General features: G+C 40.8%; 19 protein-coding genes. 7 read left to right on the top strand and 12 right to left on the bottom strand.

All coding sequences use genetic code 11. From position 1 onward, the window contains the following. The first annotated feature begins 34 nt into the window (after nucleotides 1-34). The 3 genes from sufR to NOS7107_RS07135 all read left to right on the top strand — a co-directional run bounded on the left by sufR (nucleotide 35) and on the right by NOS7107_RS07135 (nucleotide 1,488). Nucleotides 35-736 carry an iron-sulfur cluster biosynthesis transcriptional regulator SufR gene (sufR, locus tag NOS7107_RS07145; protein WP_015112307.1) on the top strand — a complete coding sequence of 234 codons (702 nt, stop codon included), beginning with the start codon at nucleotides 35-37 and terminating at the stop codon, nucleotides 734-736. A 144-nt stretch (nucleotides 737-880) separates the two neighbouring features. After that, nucleotides 881-1,141 carry a hypothetical protein gene (locus NOS7107_RS07140; RefSeq protein WP_015112306.1) on the top strand — a complete coding sequence of 87 codons (261 nt, stop codon included), beginning with the start codon at nucleotides 881-883 and terminating at the stop codon, nucleotides 1,139-1,141. Nucleotides 1,142-1,182: 41 nt separating this feature from the next. Then, on the top strand, nucleotides 1,183-1,488 hold the full coding sequence (locus NOS7107_RS07135; protein ID WP_015112305.1) for a YciI family protein: 306 nt from the start codon (nucleotides 1,183-1,185) through the stop codon (nucleotides 1,486-1,488). A gap of 116 nt (nucleotides 1,489-1,604) precedes the next feature. On the opposite strand, the gene NOS7107_RS07130 is transcribed toward NOS7107_RS07135, so the two are convergent. Both NOS7107_RS07130 and NOS7107_RS07125 read right to left on the bottom strand, forming a co-directional pair. Beyond that, nucleotides 1,605-2,240 (bottom strand): hypothetical protein, encoded by a 636-nt coding sequence (locus NOS7107_RS07130; RefSeq protein WP_015112304.1) that lies wholly within the window; start codon nucleotides 2,238-2,240, stop codon nucleotides 1,605-1,607. 335 nt (nucleotides 2,241-2,575) lie between these two features. After that, nucleotides 2,576-2,902, bottom strand: coding sequence for a YbjQ family protein (locus NOS7107_RS07125; RefSeq protein WP_015112303.1), 327 nt, complete (start codon nucleotides 2,900-2,902; stop codon nucleotides 2,576-2,578). Between the two features lie 430 nt (nucleotides 2,903-3,332). Between NOS7107_RS07125 and NOS7107_RS07120 the strand changes: the two genes are divergently transcribed. Then, nucleotides 3,333-4,013 (top strand): tetratricopeptide repeat protein, encoded by a 681-nt coding sequence (locus tag NOS7107_RS07120; protein WP_015112302.1) that lies wholly within the window; start codon nucleotides 3,333-3,335, stop codon nucleotides 4,011-4,013. Between the two features lie 2 nt (nucleotides 4,014-4,015). Here NOS7107_RS07120 and NOS7107_RS07115 read toward each other — a convergent pair whose 3' ends face one another. From NOS7107_RS07115 to NOS7107_RS07090, 7 genes are all read right to left on the bottom strand, one after another. Continuing rightward, nucleotides 4,016-4,918 (bottom strand): ABC transporter ATP-binding protein, encoded by a 903-nt coding sequence (locus NOS7107_RS07115; protein ID WP_015112301.1) that lies wholly within the window; start codon nucleotides 4,916-4,918, stop codon nucleotides 4,016-4,018. Between the two features lie 11 nt (nucleotides 4,919-4,929). After that, nucleotides 4,930-5,097, bottom strand: coding sequence for a hypothetical protein (locus NOS7107_RS28475; protein WP_157373990.1), 168 nt, complete (start codon nucleotides 5,095-5,097; stop codon nucleotides 4,930-4,932). A gap of 42 nt (nucleotides 5,098-5,139) precedes the next feature. Further along, a complete protein-coding gene (locus tag NOS7107_RS07110) occupies nucleotides 5,140-6,045 on the bottom strand; it encodes a peptidoglycan-binding protein (RefSeq protein WP_015112300.1) in 906 nt (301 codons plus the stop codon). Between the two features lie 220 nt (nucleotides 6,046-6,265). Continuing rightward, entirely contained in the window at nucleotides 6,266-7,972 is a 1,707-nt protein-coding gene (locus NOS7107_RS07105) for an NAD+ synthase (RefSeq protein WP_044499797.1), read from the bottom strand. A 120-nt stretch (nucleotides 7,973-8,092) separates the two neighbouring features. Beyond that, nucleotides 8,093-8,839 carry an NUDIX domain-containing protein gene (locus tag NOS7107_RS07100; protein ID WP_015112298.1) on the bottom strand — a complete coding sequence of 249 codons (747 nt, stop codon included), beginning with the start codon at nucleotides 8,837-8,839 and terminating at the stop codon, nucleotides 8,093-8,095. Next, on the bottom strand, nucleotides 8,800-9,399 hold the full coding sequence (locus tag NOS7107_RS07095; RefSeq protein WP_015112297.1) for a nicotinate-nucleotide adenylyltransferase: 600 nt from the start codon (nucleotides 9,397-9,399) through the stop codon (nucleotides 8,800-8,802). Before NOS7107_RS07095 ends, NOS7107_RS07100 begins: the two co-directional genes overlap by 40 nt. 75 nt (nucleotides 9,400-9,474) lie before the next feature. Continuing rightward, nucleotides 9,475-10,872, bottom strand: a complete 1,398-nt coding sequence (locus tag NOS7107_RS07090; protein WP_015112296.1) for a nicotinate phosphoribosyltransferase — start codon at nucleotides 10,870-10,872, stop codon at nucleotides 9,475-9,477. Between the two features lie 488 nt (nucleotides 10,873-11,360). Here NOS7107_RS07090 and NOS7107_RS28945 point away from each other — a divergent pair, with 488 nt between their 5' ends. Beyond that, nucleotides 11,361-11,513, top strand: coding sequence for a hypothetical protein (locus NOS7107_RS28945; protein WP_015112295.1), 153 nt, complete (start codon nucleotides 11,361-11,363; stop codon nucleotides 11,511-11,513). Between the two features lie 103 nt (nucleotides 11,514-11,616). Here NOS7107_RS28945 and NOS7107_RS07085 read toward each other — a convergent pair whose 3' ends face one another. Beyond that, the gene (locus NOS7107_RS07085) at nucleotides 11,617-12,405 is read right to left on the bottom strand and encodes a dienelactone hydrolase family protein (RefSeq protein ID WP_015112294.1); all 789 of its coding nucleotides are present in this window, start codon (nucleotides 12,403-12,405) and stop codon (nucleotides 11,617-11,619) included. A gap of 188 nt (nucleotides 12,406-12,593) precedes the next feature. Between NOS7107_RS07085 and NOS7107_RS07080 the strand changes: the two genes are divergently transcribed. Continuing rightward, nucleotides 12,594-14,699, top strand: coding sequence for a M3 family metallopeptidase (locus NOS7107_RS07080; protein WP_015112293.1), 2,106 nt, complete (start codon nucleotides 12,594-12,596; stop codon nucleotides 14,697-14,699). Nucleotides 14,700-14,951: 252 nt separating this feature from the next. After that, complete coding sequence (gene psaK / locus NOS7107_RS07075) at nucleotides 14,952-15,212, top strand: photosystem I reaction center subunit PsaK (protein ID WP_015112291.1); 261 nt, start codon at nucleotides 14,952-14,954, stop codon at nucleotides 15,210-15,212. Between the two features lie 174 nt (nucleotides 15,213-15,386). Here psaK and NOS7107_RS07070 read toward each other — a convergent pair whose 3' ends face one another. Further along, complete coding sequence (locus tag NOS7107_RS07070; protein WP_015112290.1) at nucleotides 15,387-15,659, bottom strand: cupin domain-containing protein; 273 nt, start codon at nucleotides 15,657-15,659, stop codon at nucleotides 15,387-15,389. Nucleotides 15,660-15,681: 22 nt separating this feature from the next. Next, nucleotides 15,682-16,047: a Mo-dependent nitrogenase C-terminal domain-containing protein gene (locus tag NOS7107_RS07065; protein WP_015112289.1), complete on the bottom strand. Its 366-nt coding sequence runs from the start codon at nucleotides 16,045-16,047 to the stop codon at nucleotides 15,682-15,684. Nucleotides 16,048-16,220 lie beyond the last annotated feature (173 nt).

The raw sequence follows: 16,220 nt of genomic DNA, 5'->3' as shown, positions 1-16,220 counted from the left end.
AAGTCAAAATTTCTCAAAAAATTTTAGGACTAAGATGGCGACTACCCAGCAGTCCTCAACGAAGCAAGAGATTCTCGAATATCTGCTAAAACACTCACAAGCAACTGCTTTTGAGCTTTCAGAAGTTTTAAATGTTAGCCCACAAGCAATTCGCCGTCATCTCAAAGATTTAGAGGCGGAGGAATTGATTATGTATTCATCTACGGCACAGGCGGGGATGGGGCGGCCACAACATATTTATGAACTGAGTCGTCAAGGACGCGATCGCCTACATCGCACAACAAGCGATCGCTTTGGTGATGGTTACGGGGAATTTGCCGTTTCGCTGCTGGATACCTTGGCCGAAACCGTCGGCCACGACAAAATGACGACGATTTTACAAAAACAATGGGAACGCAAAGCCCAAGAATACCGCGATCGCGTTGGTAAAGGTTCTTTAAAAGAACGGGTAGAAACTTTAGTCCAGTTGCGAAAAGCCGAAGGATTCATGGCAGAATACCACTCTGTAGAACCAGATGAGCAAAATTCTGCCGATAAAGGCGATCGCTTTGTGTTAATAGAGCATCATTGTGCCATTTCCAACGTCGCTGAGTCTTTTCCTAGCGTTTGTGGTCACGAATTGGAAATGTTTGCCGCTGTACTACCAGACTGTATAGTAGAACGTACCCACTGGATTATTAATGGTGAACATCGCTGTGGCTATTTAGTTAAAGCTCGCCAGCAACCGCAGAATTAATTTCTGATTCACATCCACATTAAGATAAAGTTAATAGCCAAATTAGTGATAGATTTTACTAATTATCAAGTCAACAGCTAAGGGTTCAGAGAAAAATTATCTGACTCAGCCGTATTGACAAATAACTATTGACTAATTTAGTTTATGGATTTACCATCACAGCAACCATCAACCCAGTTTTTAACCCTGGAAGAGTCAGCAAAAGTTGACGCAGCCTTGCTATCTTCACCGGAAAAGTTTTTAACAAGATTGACTATTTCATCTCATAAACTCTTGCAGCAAATTGCTCAAGAATACAACGTGACTATTGAAGATTTAACAACGCAGCAAATTATTAGTTGGTTTGAAAAAGACAGCAAGATTAGGCGCGAACAAGGAATTGAAGCTTCCTTTTTGAAGTGGTAATTAGCAAATTGAAAATTTGAAATAAATTTGCACAATACATCATGTCTAAGCTTTTTGCTGTTGTAGTTGCAACCGTTCCAGAATATTACGAATACAAACAAGTTCACCCAGAACATGACCAAAATCAACAGTCGTGGTTTCTGGAGCAACAAGAAAAAGGTATACTACTTTGCTGCGGGCCGTTTTTTCCCCACGATGGAACAGGACTTTGGGTGATTCAGGCGGAGAACATCGAACAGGCTCAAGCTATTGTTAAAAGTAGTCCGCGGGCGCGAGATGGGATGTTAGCAGACTCCGCGCAAGTTGTAGAGTGGGAAGTGCATATTGGCCGCGATCGCTTTTTCTAGTGTAAAAATTGACTTTAGTGCAAACAGGAATGATTGGACAATACAAACATTAAATGCAAAATCTAAAAAGCACCTTAACAAAGGTGCTTTCAAAATATATGCAGAAACAATATTATCTAAGAACGATAAGTGTTAGTGCGAGGGCTACGAACGCCAGCAATAGCTCCTATTAATGAAGCAGCCAAACTTAATAAAGAACCCAGAACGAACCACCATAAAGCTCTTGATGTTGCAGCAGCAGCTTCACGAGTTTGTTGAGCGCTGACATTAGGTACATTTTGTGGTACAGCTAAACCACCAGGCTGCTGTACTTGGTTGATAACTTCTCCCGCATTAGAAGCAGCAATTCCAAAAGCACCAGTTACCCCACTCGCCAATAGCCAAGAACTCAGTGCCAAAGTGGTAGCCCAGAGAATTGCGCCATTTAGCAAAGCTGTATTGCGGTTCATTGGCCCACAAGCACGGCTTGTTATCCATCCACCAATAAATAGTGACAATAATAAGGCAACGGTTGACCAAATTCCCACATTACCAGCCACATCAGGTGCTATTGTTCTAGGCGCACCTGAATCTGCTACTCTACCAGCACCGATAGCCGCAAAGAAGGCGCTCAAAATTAACTGGGTAGCTAAAGCAATTAACACCCCAGAAATTATCGGCCCCCAGCGAACACGGTCATGATAATCAGCAACTCTATTTACTACAGCAGGATCAGTAACAATATCGTCACCTGTGCGATTTACGTATGACATAGTTTATTTGCTCCTTGACTATTTTTTAGTAAAGTTATTTCGCTATATTCAATGCTTACGTCTAAAATTAAATTGCTATTTCTACTTTTTAATATCTATCAACAGAAAGACTTATTTTATCTATCTAGGGTAAGAATAAATATAAAAATTGACTCAATATTAAATTGAAGTCTGAATATCTGGATTTTTTAATTTAATTAAATAATAAAAATTAGCCAAAATTAGCAAAAGTAATTAATTTTTTAAAATATCGCTAATAAGTAATTTTCTGATAATGATTACCTATTAGCGATTCTCAAGATATTTGCAAAAAAATGTCAGTGTGAGATAAAAAACTAACGCATTCTGACTGCTGTGCCTGTAGCAGTAATCAGCATTAAAACTCCAGACTGGTCAACGTTGATTGTACCTGTATCGATTTCAATACCAATGACAGCGTTTGCGCCTAGCTGCTGTGCGCGTTGTTCTAGTTCTAAGAGGGCTTTTTTTTGTCCTTCTTCAAATAAACGTTCATAGCTACCAGTTCTTCCACCAATTACATCTCGAATACTGGCAAAAAAATCTCGTAAGAAATTGCTGCCGTAAACAACTTCCGCAGTTACAATACCTAAATATGAATCAATTACTGCACCTTGAATCACATCGGTTGTAGTTAAAATCATAGACTAATTTTACAGGTAAGCAGGTCAAGGAATATTGTACGTCTGAGATTGTGATTATTGACATAACTGCTGAATCAAAATCAAACTTAATACGAGAAAATAAGATAAAAATTGATACAGAAATTTAATATTTTAGTGATTAAGATGAGAATTATTGAGGCAATATTTGTCCAATAAAATCAAGTTGTTAACAAAAAAAGACTTAAGTAGGCTATGAATAGTCCAGAACTTGATATAAGGAGTATACTGAGTACTTAATACTTGAGGTATCTATCATTCAGTAAAAACTCTAGTAAAATTGTGTATTTTACGTCCCCGGAGTTAAAAAATATTAATATTTCGTAAAACAGAATAAATACAGTTTTCAAAAATCCATATTTTTGTTTTAATGTACAAGAAAAAAGTTCGCTAGAAGTTCAGGAAATTTACTGTGTACAAACGTATATCGCTTATAGTTGGTGTTCTGTTATTAGGATGTAGTGTTGTTGCTATACCTGCGAGAGTTCAGGCTCAGGTATTAGTCGCGCAAGGAAAAAACCCAGAGTTAAAGGAACTGTTTGAAGAAGGTCGTAGACAAGTTGATGCTGGTGATTATGATAGTGCGATCGCTACATATCAAAGAGCAGCCGCCCTTGATCCTAAGAATGCTAAAGTACATTCTGGGATGGGTTACTTGTACGCCCAACAAGGAAATTATCAAGCTGCACTAGTTGCTTATCGTCGCGCCCTCGGTTTAGATCCCAACAACAGTGATTTCTTTTATGCTGTAGGTTACATCAAAGCTAACTTGGGTGACACTAAAGGTTCGAGAGATGCTTATCGTCGAGCCATTCAACTCAACCGTAACAATATTAATGCCTACCTGGGGTTAGGAGTTACCCAAGCTCGTTTAGGCGATTATGAAGCAGCTAATTGGGCTTATGAGCAAGCTATTGGCATAGATAGGAACAATCCTCAGATATATGAGTTTATGGCGGCGATGTTTAAACAACGTCGTCAGACAAAGCAAGCAAACAGTTTACTGCAAAAAGCTCGTAGTTTATATCAACGTCAAAATAACGTTGATGGAGTTGCCAGAGTAGAAGCAATGTTACAGGAGTTAGGAGGTTGAAATTAATCTAACTGTCGCCCAGTTAGTTCTACGAAAATATCTTCTAAATTAGAGGAACGCACCATCATCCCAGTTTTATCTGGCTGTTGATTCAGATAAGTATTTGCTGCTTCTAAAGAAGGGAAAAATAAATATTCCCAACGTCGGGCGCTGTCATTACCCGCCTCGGTAATGCCCAATTGTTTCATGACTAAACCTTCACCGTGAGCAGAACGCAACTGTTGGAGCGTTCCTAAAGTTATAAGTTTGCCACTATCCATAATCCCGATGCGTCCCGGCCCAGTTGCTTCAAAAGCTCCACATAAATACTCGACTTCATCCATGTAATGAGTCGTGAGTAACATTGTCATTCCTTGCTTATTTAAATCCCGAATAATTTCCCAAAGTCGTCGGCGCGTTTGGGGGTCTAGTCCAACAGTTGGTTCATCCAGAAATAAAATTTGTGGTCGATGTAGTAAAGCCCTAGCTATTTGTAATCGTCGTTTCATTCCTCCAGACAGAGTTTTTACTAAATCATCTCTTCTGTCTGCTAGTTCCACATACTCTAGCCACTGATTAATCAGTCGTTGTCGCTGTGGGTTGGCTATATGATGTAGCCGCCCATGCAGTTCCATATTTTCCCAGACGCTTAAATCGCCATCCACACTGGTTTGCTGCAATACAACACCAATACTCTGTTTGGCTTGTATTGGTTGTTTGACAACATCATAACCAGCCACTTCGATATGTCCTTGAGACGGCTTTGTTAATGTAGTTAACATCCGAATTGTGGTTGATTTACCTGCACCGTTAGGGCCAAGTAGCGCAAAGATTTCTCCAGGTGCGATCGCAAATGATAAATCATTAACTACAGGGACATTTTTGTAAAACTTGAAGACATTCTCTAACAGAACAGCAGCAGTCATGGATAACTTACTTATATCAGTTCATCACATAGACTATCATTCGTTGAGTGCTGAGTCACCGAAGTTTGCTCAACGCGGGGAACCCGCGCACGCAACTTCTCGCTGAGTGCTGAGTAAATATTTATCTTTGTCGTCGTTCTTGTTGGCTTAATAATTATGATGGGTGTGTCTGTTTTCATTAAGACACACCCATATTGAAGGAGATATCCAGCGTTGAGATTTTATCCCGGAAACTTCTTCAATAAATCATCGCCAGGAATTACTGTTGTATAAAATACATAGTCATTATTGGCTACATAGCGACGGTCTTGTTTAATGATGGACATAAACTCTTTATGTCCTTGACGCATCCGCCCTACAAGACAACCAGCACTAGCATTTTTAATATCATTACTAGGCGCATCATAACCCCAGTGTTGATTTACGTAGAAAAGACCTGTATCTAGTTTGTCACCAGTTCGTTGATAATCTTTGTTGAAATCGCGGTGAACAGTAATTGGTGATACTTGTACTAATGCTTCGTGACGTTCTGCATTGCCATGTAAACCGACAGCCCAAGCTTTGTATTGTCCAAACTTAATTCTGGCTGCACCTCCAGGATTCATGGGGTTGACGGTGTAATATCTGCCGGGTTCGGTGGTAGCTTGCCAGTGATCGACAATTTTAGGAGTACCATTGACTACTTCAATGACAATGCGGCGATCGTTAAAGGCATTGGGTGTGTCACTATTCAAGTTCCAGTCACCATCTATACCTTCAACATAAACAATGTTGTATTCTTTAGTGCCAGTAAAAACTTGATAATTTTGTGCCAGCATATACTTCACAATTTTGCTGGCAATGTCGTTACCTAATTTTAAGGCTGGTTTGGGTAATTCATCAGGTTTAGTTTCAATTAATTCTTTGGCTGTAACTGCACCTATATAATCTGGCTCATCAATTTTCATGAATTCTTGAAATTTTTTGATTGCACCAGCAGTCACAGGCCCAAATTTAGCATCTGCGGGTGGTTCCAATAAACCTAAGCCAATTAATAATATTTGAATCTGGCGAGTTAATTCTTCATCTTTAGCGATCGCCTCAAATCCCCATTTTTCTTCTTTACCTAAAAAATCTTGTAATTTCATAATGCACCTATCTTCACTTAGTTCTACTAGGTATAAACATCATTTCCATCATGGCGGATGATGTTTGAAACTATACTCGCGGCTAAAAATTTCAGCCGCGATTTTTAGTATTACTTTACGATTCAAGGTGTCTTCAGTAATTTACGCAAAAATCATCCTGTAATTTATCAAAAATACAGAATCCAGTAGTTCGTCAAAATCAGAGTAATGCCACCCTAAGTTAAATAGAGGTAGAGATAGGTATTGCTTGATAAGCGTTTTTGATTGCTACCCAGCTACTAGCAATTGGCATTCGCCAGCCTGTACCAAAGGCGCGGTCGGTAATTTTCAATCCGGGGGGTGCTTGTCGCCGCTTAAATTCAGCACGGGCTACCATTTGAATTACTCGGTCTACAATCATGGGGTTGTGACCTGCTGCAACTATCTGGGTTGCTGATTCATGGTCGTGAATGAAGCGTTGCAAGATGTCGTCTAAAACTTCGTAGGGGGGTAGGGAATCTTGATCAACTTGGCCGGGTTTGAGTTCAGCACTGGGGGCTTTGGTGAGAATATTTTGCGGGATAACTTCGCCGTTACGGTTTAACCAGTGGCAGATTTGATAGACGCGGGTTTTTGGAACATCAGCTATAACTGCTAAACCGCCGTTCATGTCGCCGTAGAGGGTGCAGTAACCGACGGCCATTTCTGATTTGTTACCCGTGGATAATAAGAGATAGCCAAATTTATTAGCGATCGCCATTAATAAGTTACCGCGAATCCGCGACTGTATATTCTCCTCGGCGATACCAAATTCTGTACCTGCAAACAAGTCCGCTAGGCTATGATCAAAGCCTTGCATAAGTTCGCCTATGGGTAAAATTTTAGTTTGAATGCCTAAATTTTTACCTAATGCCAAAGCATCACTGACAGAATGTTCGGAACTGTAAGGTGATGGCATCAGGACACCGAGGACATTTTCTTTACCGAGTGCTGCTGTGGCGATCGCTGCTACTAATGCCGAATCTACACCACCACTTAAACCTAATACTACTTTAGAAAAGCGACATTTCAGCGCATAGTCTTTCACACCCAAAACTAAAGCTTGCCAAACTTCTTCTTCTGCTGATTCGCAAGCAGGCATTAAAGAACTTAGTTCTAAATCTCGTTGTTTATCGTTAAATTCCACATTTACCAAATCAGTAGCAAAACCACGGGCGCGACACATAATTTCACCTTGACCATTCAAAGCGAAACTATAGCCATCAAATATCAAATCATCATTGCTGCCTACTTGGTTGACGTAAATCATCGGCTGTTGAAAACGCACCGCGCTATGTTTCAACATCGATTCTCGAAACTGCGGTTTGCCGTCGCTGTAAGGTGAAGCGGATAAATTAACAATTAAATCTACGCCTAAAATTGCTAAGTCTGCAATCGGATTAACAGCATAACTACGTTTGCCCCAAAATTCTTCATCGTTCCATAAATCTTCGCAAATAGTTACGCCAATATGAATATCATCTAAAGTGAAATGATTAGGTTGTAATCCTGGTTCAAAATAGCGGTCTTCATCAAATACATCATAAGTAGGCAATAGCCGCTTATAAAAAATTTGTTTGACTTTGCCTGATTCTAATAAAGCAATACTATTAAATAAACTTTTACCGCCAGTGATATGTGATTTTGTATTTGGTTCAACAGTTCCGACTAACACAGCTAATTTTGGCGGCAAATCTCTGGCTAATTGTTGTAATGTCATACTCATAGCAGAGACAAAACTCGGATTTAGTAATAAATCCCTTGGTGGATAACCACACAAAGAAAGTTCTGGGGTTAACAATAAACGTGCGCCTGATTGAACCGCCTGTTGTGCGGCTTCTAGAATCTTTTGGGCGTTTCCAGGTAAATCACCAATTGTGGGGTTAAGTTGAGCGATCGCGATTTTCATCATGAAGTATGAAGTATAAAGTATGAAGTATGGATTATAAAGTATGAAGTATGAAGTATAAATTTTATTGAGCTTTTATCCTGCAAACTTTTTCAGACTTCAGACTTCACACTTCAGACTTTAAATAAACACCAAAGGTTTATCTTTAAATGGGGCAAAAGCCTCAGCATCAAATTTATATAAACTGGCTGGACGACCCGCACCGCGTGATACCTTTATTCCGGTATCGCACAAAAAACCTAACTTGAGTAGACGCGCCCGAAAGTTAGAATAATCAGAGAAGTTTTCCCCTAAAACTGTTGTATATAATTGATACAAATCGTTTAAAGTAAACACTTCCGGTAAAACTTCAAAAGCTACCGGGCTGTACTCTAATTTATTTCGCAGTCGTCTATGACCGTAGGTTAAAAGTTCATTATGGTCAAAGGCTAATTGTGGCACTTGCTTGACGGGATACCAAGCAATTCCCGCGACTTTATCAGCAATTAATTCGGCTTCTTCAAATCTGACCAAGGCAAAATAACTAACTGAGAGATAACGCACCCCATAACTATCTGTTGCTTCCCTAGGGTCACGATTTGGCCCGCCAAAGGTATACAACTGTTCTAAATAAAGATTGTTGACTCTGATTTTCTCGGCCATGATGCGATAGGCCGCATCTTCTAAAGATTCGCCTTGACGCACTAATGTACCCGGAAGACTCCAATAATTTAAAAATGGTTCTTGCTGTCGCATGACTAAGAGAACCAAAAGTCGATTTTGAGCAGTATCTACAGAAAAAATTACATTATCAACACCTACTTTAAAATCAGCTAAAGGTTGTTGATTTAGCGGAGTTGGAATCTTTTTGTGGTTGCGTCCTGGCATTTGTACAAATGCTGTTGATGAATATAGGCAACAATGGGAGCTATGAGGGCTTCAGTATCTCCATGTTCACGATAAGCTGTTGAGGATACATTTAAACCTGTGAGGGTAGCGATCGCAATTTTACCTCCCAGTTTTTGGATGTTTTCTAAGCTAGTTTCTGCTATGGTATATCCCGGTCTGGGGACAATTAATAGTTCTACCTGCTGTAATAAATCTTCAATTCTATACCAGCGTGGTAGTTGATTGATCAAATCTGAGCCAATTACTAAGGTGTATTCAGCCTCTTCGCCCCAATGCTGTTTTGCTTTTTCCACTGTTTCCAGTGTCCGCCAGCTACTTAAATCTTGTGTCACAGCAACGTTATGTTGTGGCGCGTCCATATCCGCAATTAACAGTCGCAACATCGCCGCCCGATGTTCTAACTGGGTTTGATGAGACTTAAATGGATTATCCGCCGCCCAAACTGCTACCCAATCATAACGTTCCGACAACCATCTTAAAATCTCTTGATGCCCAGCGGTTGGCGGATCAGCACTTGTACCAAACAAAGCAATTCTCATAATTTGTACCAATTCTCGAAAATCCTGCAATAAAAACCCGAAACCTAGGCCATAAACGACTTTCTTAATTACGAATTACCTCTGTGTCCTCTGCGCTTCTGCGGTTCGTTTTCCAGTCTCCTCAGTCAATTTCTGCAACCCAGCAGAAATCTCCACCTGTAAAGCCACAGGATTAGTTAACCTTCGTGTCTCCTCCGGTAAACTTGCTACTGTCGCCGCCGTCCGCTGGCGAATTTCCGCCAAACTTTCTGGGAATTGCACCCGCTGACCTGCTTTCATCACCAATTGCAATAAAGGTGTTTCTGATAACGGCGTTTCTGTAATTAACCCCAACCTATCAGCTTTGACCTTGCCGTCGACAAATGACCGAAAAATCTGCTTGCGTCCTGGATAAGTCGCCTTACCACTGGACTGTTTCATCACTGGAATGCCATCAATATCTACGAGTTTATACACTCCATTGACAGGTGTACCTGTGACGAGTCGCGTTCCTAATCCGTAACCATCAATTACTGCGCCAGCAGCCTTGAGTCTGGCAATTTCCCATTCATCCAAGTCGCCACTCGCAACAATTGGCACATTTGGTAAGAGCGATCGCACTTGTTGGGATAAACTCACCAAATCCCCAGAATCCAGCCTGACTCCCGATAATTCCATTTCCCCTGAATTGACTTTTATTGCCAACTGTTCAGCCGCCGCGATGGTATCGTAAGTGTCTATCAACAATGGCGCACCGGGAAAATAACGATGAAACGCTGTAAAAGCTTCGGCTTCACTACCTTCCATTGCTGACAACGCCATAACTAAAGCGTGAGCCATCGTACCACTTGGTTGCTGACCTAGTTGTAACGCCGCTAACACATTAGAGGTGGCATCTAATCCCCCTGCTAAGGCTGCCCGTGCTGCCCACAAAGCACCTTGGGGACTGAATGCCCGTCGTGTACCGAACTCTAAAAGTTTGGCTTTTTCCCCAGCAACATCACGTAGACGCGCCGCCCTGGTGGCAATCAAAGTTTGATAATTGAGTGTATTTAATAGATAAGTTTCGATGAGTTGGGCTTGCCACAGCGGTGCTTCGATTCGCAAAAATGGCTCATTGGCAAATACGGCTGTGCCTTCGGGAACTGCCCAGACATCCCCAGTAAACTTACCTTCAGCTAATAAAGACCAAAAGCGATCGCCTGCGTGGGCAAAAATTCCTGTCGCCTGTAGGGCGGCAATTTGAGCCTGAGTAAAACTTAACGTTTCTAAATATGCCAGGGCTTGTTCTAGTCCCATTGCAATGAGATAGCCAAAATTTTCTGGCGATCGCCTCACAAATAACTCAAAACTAGCTTGTTTTTGTTCTAAACCTTCACCTACATAACAAGCTGCCATTGTTAGCTGATAAAGGTCTGTTAGCAAGCTGTAATCAACCGCAGAGATTGTCAGGTCTTGGTGCTGGTAGCTGCCCAAGTCTGGAATAGTTGCCATGTAAGAGTGTCCTTACAAGAGTGCTGCTTTTCTATTATGGTAGATTTTACCATAAATAATGTCAACTCATCCCAAGAGATAAGTTATGTATTTCACCAAATCAACATAATTGCCAGAAAATAATTATAATTTATGCCAATATTTAATCTTTTTTAATAGTTCATTTTGCATAAATTAAATCTTGTCAGGCATTTATGTGAGAATTCAGAAGTCAAACAGCCTTTATTTCTAGCTTTTATTCCTAAATTTTTTACTCTAATAATTTGAAATTTTCTATCTGTGAAGTAAAAAGGTACAATCAAGAGTTTTGTTATAATAGGGATGGAAGCAAAACTTTAAACTTTTTCGACAACATAAAGTATTGCAAAGCTATCTGAAAAACTATTGCGTAAACTCTCGATATATTGAGAGTCTGAGCGATATGAAAATATGGAATTAAAGTAGAAAGATAACAATTAAATTGACTCAAAAATTAGGAGTCTAAGATTATGGCTATTTCCAATATCATCGCCAGGATAACTGAGTATATCTCTGAAGCCGCAATGCGAATTTTTGGCCCTACAGATGATCAATATCCTAATACTGGGGTGCAACCTTTTACTGGTGAACCCTATAAGAAAGGTACTGCTGATATTTGGTAGAGCATGAAATATTTAAAAATGAGTGAGGTAAAGGCTTGAGCTAAAAACTTAAGCCTTTTTATTGCGTGGAAACAGGGAAAATCTTAATTTTTATTTCCCCAAATTATTTCCGAAAGATTTCGGCAAAAAATTGTCGCATATCGTCCCAAGAACGTTTATCAGCAATAGGGTTATATAGCGCTCCTTTTAACTCCCCTTTGTTATCTGGGTTAGTAAAGCTATGTACGGTACCACCATAAGAAATTAACTGCCAGTCTACCTTTGCTTGGCGCATTTCGTTTTCAAAAGCTGTGACTTGTTCTGCTGGAACAAATGGGTCATCAGCACCATGTAATACTAAAACTTTGGCTTTGATATTTTTCGCATCGTTAGGGTTTGGTGTATCGAGATTGCCATGAAAACTGACTACTCCGGCGATATTTGCACCACTACGGGCAAGTTCTAAGACTGTACCACCGCCAAAACAATAACCGATCGCGGCAATTCGGTTAACATCAGTTAGGGGATTGGCTTGTAATACTTTTAACCCAGCATAGGCGCGATCGCGCAACAATTGTCTGTTTTGGCGATAAATTGTCGCTTGTTTACCCGACTCTTCAGGATTATTTGGTCTAATACCTTTGCCATAAATATCAGCAGCAAAAGCAACATAGCCCAGTTTGGCTAACTGTTCAGTGCGCTTTTTTGCATAACCTTGCAAGCCATTCCATTCATGTACCACCAAAACCCCAGGACGCTTACCTTTAATTGCATCATCGTAAGCCAGATAGCCTTGTAAAACAGTATTTCCTTGTTTATAATCAACATTTTTGGTTTGAATTGCTGCCAAAGTCGGTGTAGCAGCCATTAACACAGCCACAGGTGTAATCAAACCAGAAAGCAGTAATTTCATCTGAGGACACCCAGTATAAATAGTCATCTGGGATGATTATCTCTGGAAAAGAGCCAAACACTCATACAAATTATTCATTAAGTTGGGTGCTGATATTCGGTTATTTCGGCATTCTGGCAAACCTAAAAAGCAAAAGCGATCGCTACATTAGAAGATATATAGATATTTATCGGCATTAACATAACCCTATGAGTGCAGCCACTATTCCGCAAAATCCCTTGCTTAAAGGTACTGGCTTACCGCCCTTCACAGAGATACAACCAGAACAAGTAATTCCAGCCTTCACTCAGTTATTAAAAGAACTGGATGAAGAACTAGCTACCATAGAAACTAATGTCCAGCCAACTTGGAATGCTTTAGTCGAACCTTTAGAAAAGCTCACAGAAAAACTTACTTGGAGTTGGGGTATAGTCAGTCATCTAATGGGAGTCAAGAATAGTCCTGAACTGCGCGAAGCTTATGAAACTGTACAACCCGAAGTAGTACAGTTCAGTAATAAGCTTGGCCAAAGTCAAGTTATCTACAACGCTTTTAAAGAACTCCATGCTAGTCATACCTGGACAACCTTAGAACCAGCCCAGCAGCGCATTGTTGAGGCTGCCATTCGGGATGCTGAATTGTCTGGTGTAGGCTTATCAGGAGAAGCACGAGATCGCTATAATGCCATTCAAATGGAATTAGCAGAACTATCGACAAAGTTCTCTAACCATGTATTAGATGCCACCAAAGCTTATAGCTTAACCCTGACGACTCAAGCAGAAGTTGACGGCTTACCCCAGAGTTCCCTCAGTCTAGCCGCCCAAGCTGCCCGTGCTGCTGGTGAAGAAAACGCCACCCCCGAAAATGGCCCTTGGCGCATCACCTTAGATTTTCCCAGCTACGGGCCGTTTATGCAGCACAGCACCCGCCAAGACTTGCGTGAACAACTGTACAAAGCTTATGTCACCCGCGCTTCTTCTGGTGAATTAGATAATAATCCTTTAATTGTGCGGATTTTGGAATTACGGCAAGAACTGGCAAATTTATTAGGCTACAAAAACTTTGCTGAGTTGAGCCTTGCGAGTAAAATGGCTCCCAATGTAGCAGCAGTAGAAGCACTACTCGAAGAACTGCGGAGTGCAAGTTATGATGCGGCTACCAAAGAATTAGCCGAACTGAAAGCCTTTGCTGCTGCTAAAGGCACACCAGAAGCCACCGATTTAAAACATTGGGATATTAGCTTTTGGGCAGAACGCCAACGCGAAGCAAAATTCGCCTTTACAACGGAAGAATTACGCCCTTATTTCCCCTTACCGCAAGTTTTAGACGGCCTATTTGGACTAGTTAAGCGGCTGTTTGGTGTCACCGTCACCCCCGCAGATGGAAAAGCCCCAGTCTGGCACGAAGATGTCCGCTATTTCCAAATTGCTGATGAAACAGGTAAACCCATTGCCTACTTTTACCTTGATGCTTTCAGTCGTCCCGCTGAAAAGCGCGGTGGTGCTTGGATGGATGTCTGCATTAACCGCAGCAAAATTAATGATCATGGTGCAACCTCTGTCCGTTTGCCTGTAGCCTATTTGGTGTGTAACCAAACTCCACCAGTAGATGGCAAGCCTAGTTTAATGACCTTCGATGAAGTAGAGACATTATTTCATGAATTTGGTCATGGCTTACATCACATGCTCACCAAAGTTGATTACAGCAGCGCCGCTGGGGTTAACAATGTTGAGTGGGATGCAGTAGAACTACCAAGCCAATTCATGGAAAACTGGTGCTATGAACGCCCCACTTTGTTTGGTATGGCCAAGCATTACGAAACTGGCGAACCATTACCAGAGCATTATTACCAAAAACTGTTAGCCGCCCGTAATTATATGAGTGGTAGTGCTACATTACGGCAAGTTCACTTTAGCACTGTGGATATAGAACTACACGATCGCTATCGTCCAAGCGGTGATGAAACTCCCGCCCAGGTGCGCCAGCGCATTGCCAAAACAACAACAGTTTTACCACCACTACCAGAAGATTCTTTCTTGTGTGCGTTTGGCCATATCTTTGAAGGTGGTTATGCAGCAGGTTATTACAGCTATAAATGGGCTGAGGTACTCAGTGCTGATGCTTTCGCCGCCTTTGAAGAAGCTGGCTTAGATGATGAAGCAGCAGTTCAAGCCACAGGTAAACGCTACCGAGATACCGTACTGGCGCTTGGTGGTAGCAAGCACCCGATGGAAATATTCAAAGCTTTCCGAGGACGGGAACCAAGTACGGTTTCGTTGTTGCGCCATAATGGTTTGTTAAACTCAGCCGCTTAATAGAATTTGTGAATAAGGTTTAGATTTAAATACCCAACTTTTTTTAAAAGTTGGGTATTTTATTAATACTTTATTGTATGTATTACTAATTACCATAAACATCTCCTTCAGTAGGAATAGTTAGAGAGTTGTTTATATTAAGGATTTAGAATAACTGTTAAATATTGCTGCAAAATAGGAGTTTTCCTTGAATAATCTTCCTAGATTTCCCGATGATAATTTCAATCATTCACACATTCAGGAGTAAATCTAGTGCTGACTTCCACATTATTAGCAGCAGCAACAGCACCCCTACAATGGAGTCCTTCCATTGGCATCATCATGATTCTCGCTAACGTCATAGCTATTGCCTTTGGTAAATCTAGCATTAAGTATCCCAGTTCTGAGCCAGCTTTACCCTCAGCAAATTTCTTTGGTGGCTTTGGTGTACCTGCGCTACTCGCAACTACAGCCTTTGGTCACATTTTAGGTGCAGGTATCATCTTAGGATTGCATAACCTGGGTAGATTCTAAGTTTTACACCTCAGTTTGCATTTAGTTCAATACTGTTTTGTCTCAACAATTTGAGCTAGAAATTAACATTTCTGGCTCTTTTGTATCTGCAAGAATAGAGCGAGACCTTGGTGATATTATATCTGGTGTCAAGACTTATCACTCAGTACTATATGTCTGAATGGCCTATTTGTATCAAAAAAAGTAATAATGCTTTTTTACGTCGCTGATAATTTCCCACATACAAGACATACCAGCAGGAAAAGTCACCAAATCTCCTTTACCCATCTGCACTGGTTGTCCGCCATCCGGCGTAACAATCACATCACCTGCCAAAAAATAGCAAGTTTCTTCAGTATCATAAGTCCAGGGAAATTTGGAGACTTCCTTTTCCCAAATCGCCCATTTGAACACTCCCAAATCTTTTAGATATTCTTGACTAGGTTGATGCTCAATTTTAATTTCCATGTTTTGTGTTCTCAGTTTGCGTTTAACAGTATGACTGAATATCTTCGCCACACTGCTCTACTAAATAACACAACGCCCGAAAACGCAAGCCGACAAATTGATCATAAAGAGGATTCAGTTTGCACATAGGAGGAATGTGGGCTATGGTGCGACCGAATAAAACAATATCACGCTCGAAAGGACACTGTGCTGGAATCAATTTCGCAATAAAGTGTGCTACTTTACGATTTTGAATTTCGAGTTCATCAAGCCGTTGACGTAATGGTTGCAGAACATCATACCGAGATGGTGCTAAGGGATTTTTGGGAGATAATTTTGCATTTTTCTCTAAAGTTTCAGGCTGAATGAAAGCAGTCAGAATAATAGATAGATTAGTTGTTTTGAGCATGATAGTTAGTGATTTTTTTGAGTTTTACACACTAGCAGGTTGTAGATTTAAGTCTGAGTTCGCAATTGATTCCAGCGGTTTATTTCGCGCTTGCAGAGATAAGTTTCTGTAAGCACAAAATGCTTATTTGCTTTACAAAATGCGAGTAAACGTTGACTTAATTGATATTTAAA

Origin of the sequence: Nostoc sp. PCC 7107 (assembly GCF_000316625.1) — a bacterium.
Classification (GTDB): Bacteria; Cyanobacteriota; Cyanobacteriia; order Cyanobacteriales; family Nostocaceae; genus Nostoc_B.
Note: the sequence above shows the minus strand (reverse complement) of the source record. Positions and strands in the feature narration are given on the sequence as shown.

Bases quoted from the DNA above. Each gene is read 5' to 3' on its own strand.
- NOS7107_RS07110 (WP_015112300.1), bottom strand. From the start codon at position 6,045: ATGAAATTACAAGATTTTTTAGGTAAAGAAGAAAAATGGGGATTTGAG.
- NOS7107_RS07085 (WP_015112294.1), bottom strand. From the start codon at position 12,405: ATGAAATTACTGCTTTCTGGTTTGATTACACCTGTGGCTGTGTTAATG.
- NOS7107_RS07125 (WP_015112303.1), bottom strand. From the start codon at position 2,902: ATGATTTTAACTACAACCGATGTGATTCAAGGTGCAGTAATTGATTCA.
- NOS7107_RS07065 (WP_015112289.1), bottom strand. From the start codon at position 16,047: ATGCTCAAAACAACTAATCTATCTATTATTCTGACTGCTTTCATTCAG.
- NOS7107_RS28475 (WP_157373990.1), bottom strand. From the start codon at position 5,097: ATGAAAACAGACACACCCATCATAATTATTAAGCCAACAAGAACGACG.
- NOS7107_RS07105 (WP_044499797.1), bottom strand. From the start codon at position 7,972: ATGAAAATCGCGATCGCTCAACTTAACCCCACAATTGGTGATTTACCT.
- NOS7107_RS07130 (WP_015112304.1), bottom strand. From the start codon at position 2,240: ATGTCATACGTAAATCGCACAGGTGACGATATTGTTACTGATCCTGCT.
- NOS7107_RS28945 (WP_015112295.1), top strand. From the start codon at position 11,361: ATGGCTATTTCCAATATCATCGCCAGGATAACTGAGTATATCTCTGAA.
- NOS7107_RS07135 (WP_015112305.1), top strand. From the start codon at position 1,183: ATGTCTAAGCTTTTTGCTGTTGTAGTTGCAACCGTTCCAGAATATTAC.
- NOS7107_RS07115 (WP_015112301.1), bottom strand. From the start codon at position 4,918: ATGACTGCTGCTGTTCTGTTAGAGAATGTCTTCAAGTTTTACAAAAAT.
- NOS7107_RS07090 (WP_015112296.1), bottom strand. From the start codon at position 10,872: ATGGCAACTATTCCAGACTTGGGCAGCTACCAGCACCAAGACCTGACA.
- NOS7107_RS07100 (WP_015112298.1), bottom strand. From the start codon at position 8,839: ATGCCAGGACGCAACCACAAAAAGATTCCAACTCCGCTAAATCAACAA.
- NOS7107_RS07080 (WP_015112293.1), top strand. From the start codon at position 12,594: ATGAGTGCAGCCACTATTCCGCAAAATCCCTTGCTTAAAGGTACTGGC.
- NOS7107_RS07140 (WP_015112306.1), top strand. From the start codon at position 881: ATGGATTTACCATCACAGCAACCATCAACCCAGTTTTTAACCCTGGAA.
- sufR (WP_015112307.1), top strand. From the start codon at position 35: ATGGCGACTACCCAGCAGTCCTCAACGAAGCAAGAGATTCTCGAATAT.
- NOS7107_RS07095 (WP_015112297.1), bottom strand. From the start codon at position 9,399: ATGAGAATTGCTTTGTTTGGTACAAGTGCTGATCCGCCAACCGCTGGG.
- NOS7107_RS07070 (WP_015112290.1), bottom strand. From the start codon at position 15,659: ATGGAAATTAAAATTGAGCATCAACCTAGTCAAGAATATCTAAAAGAT.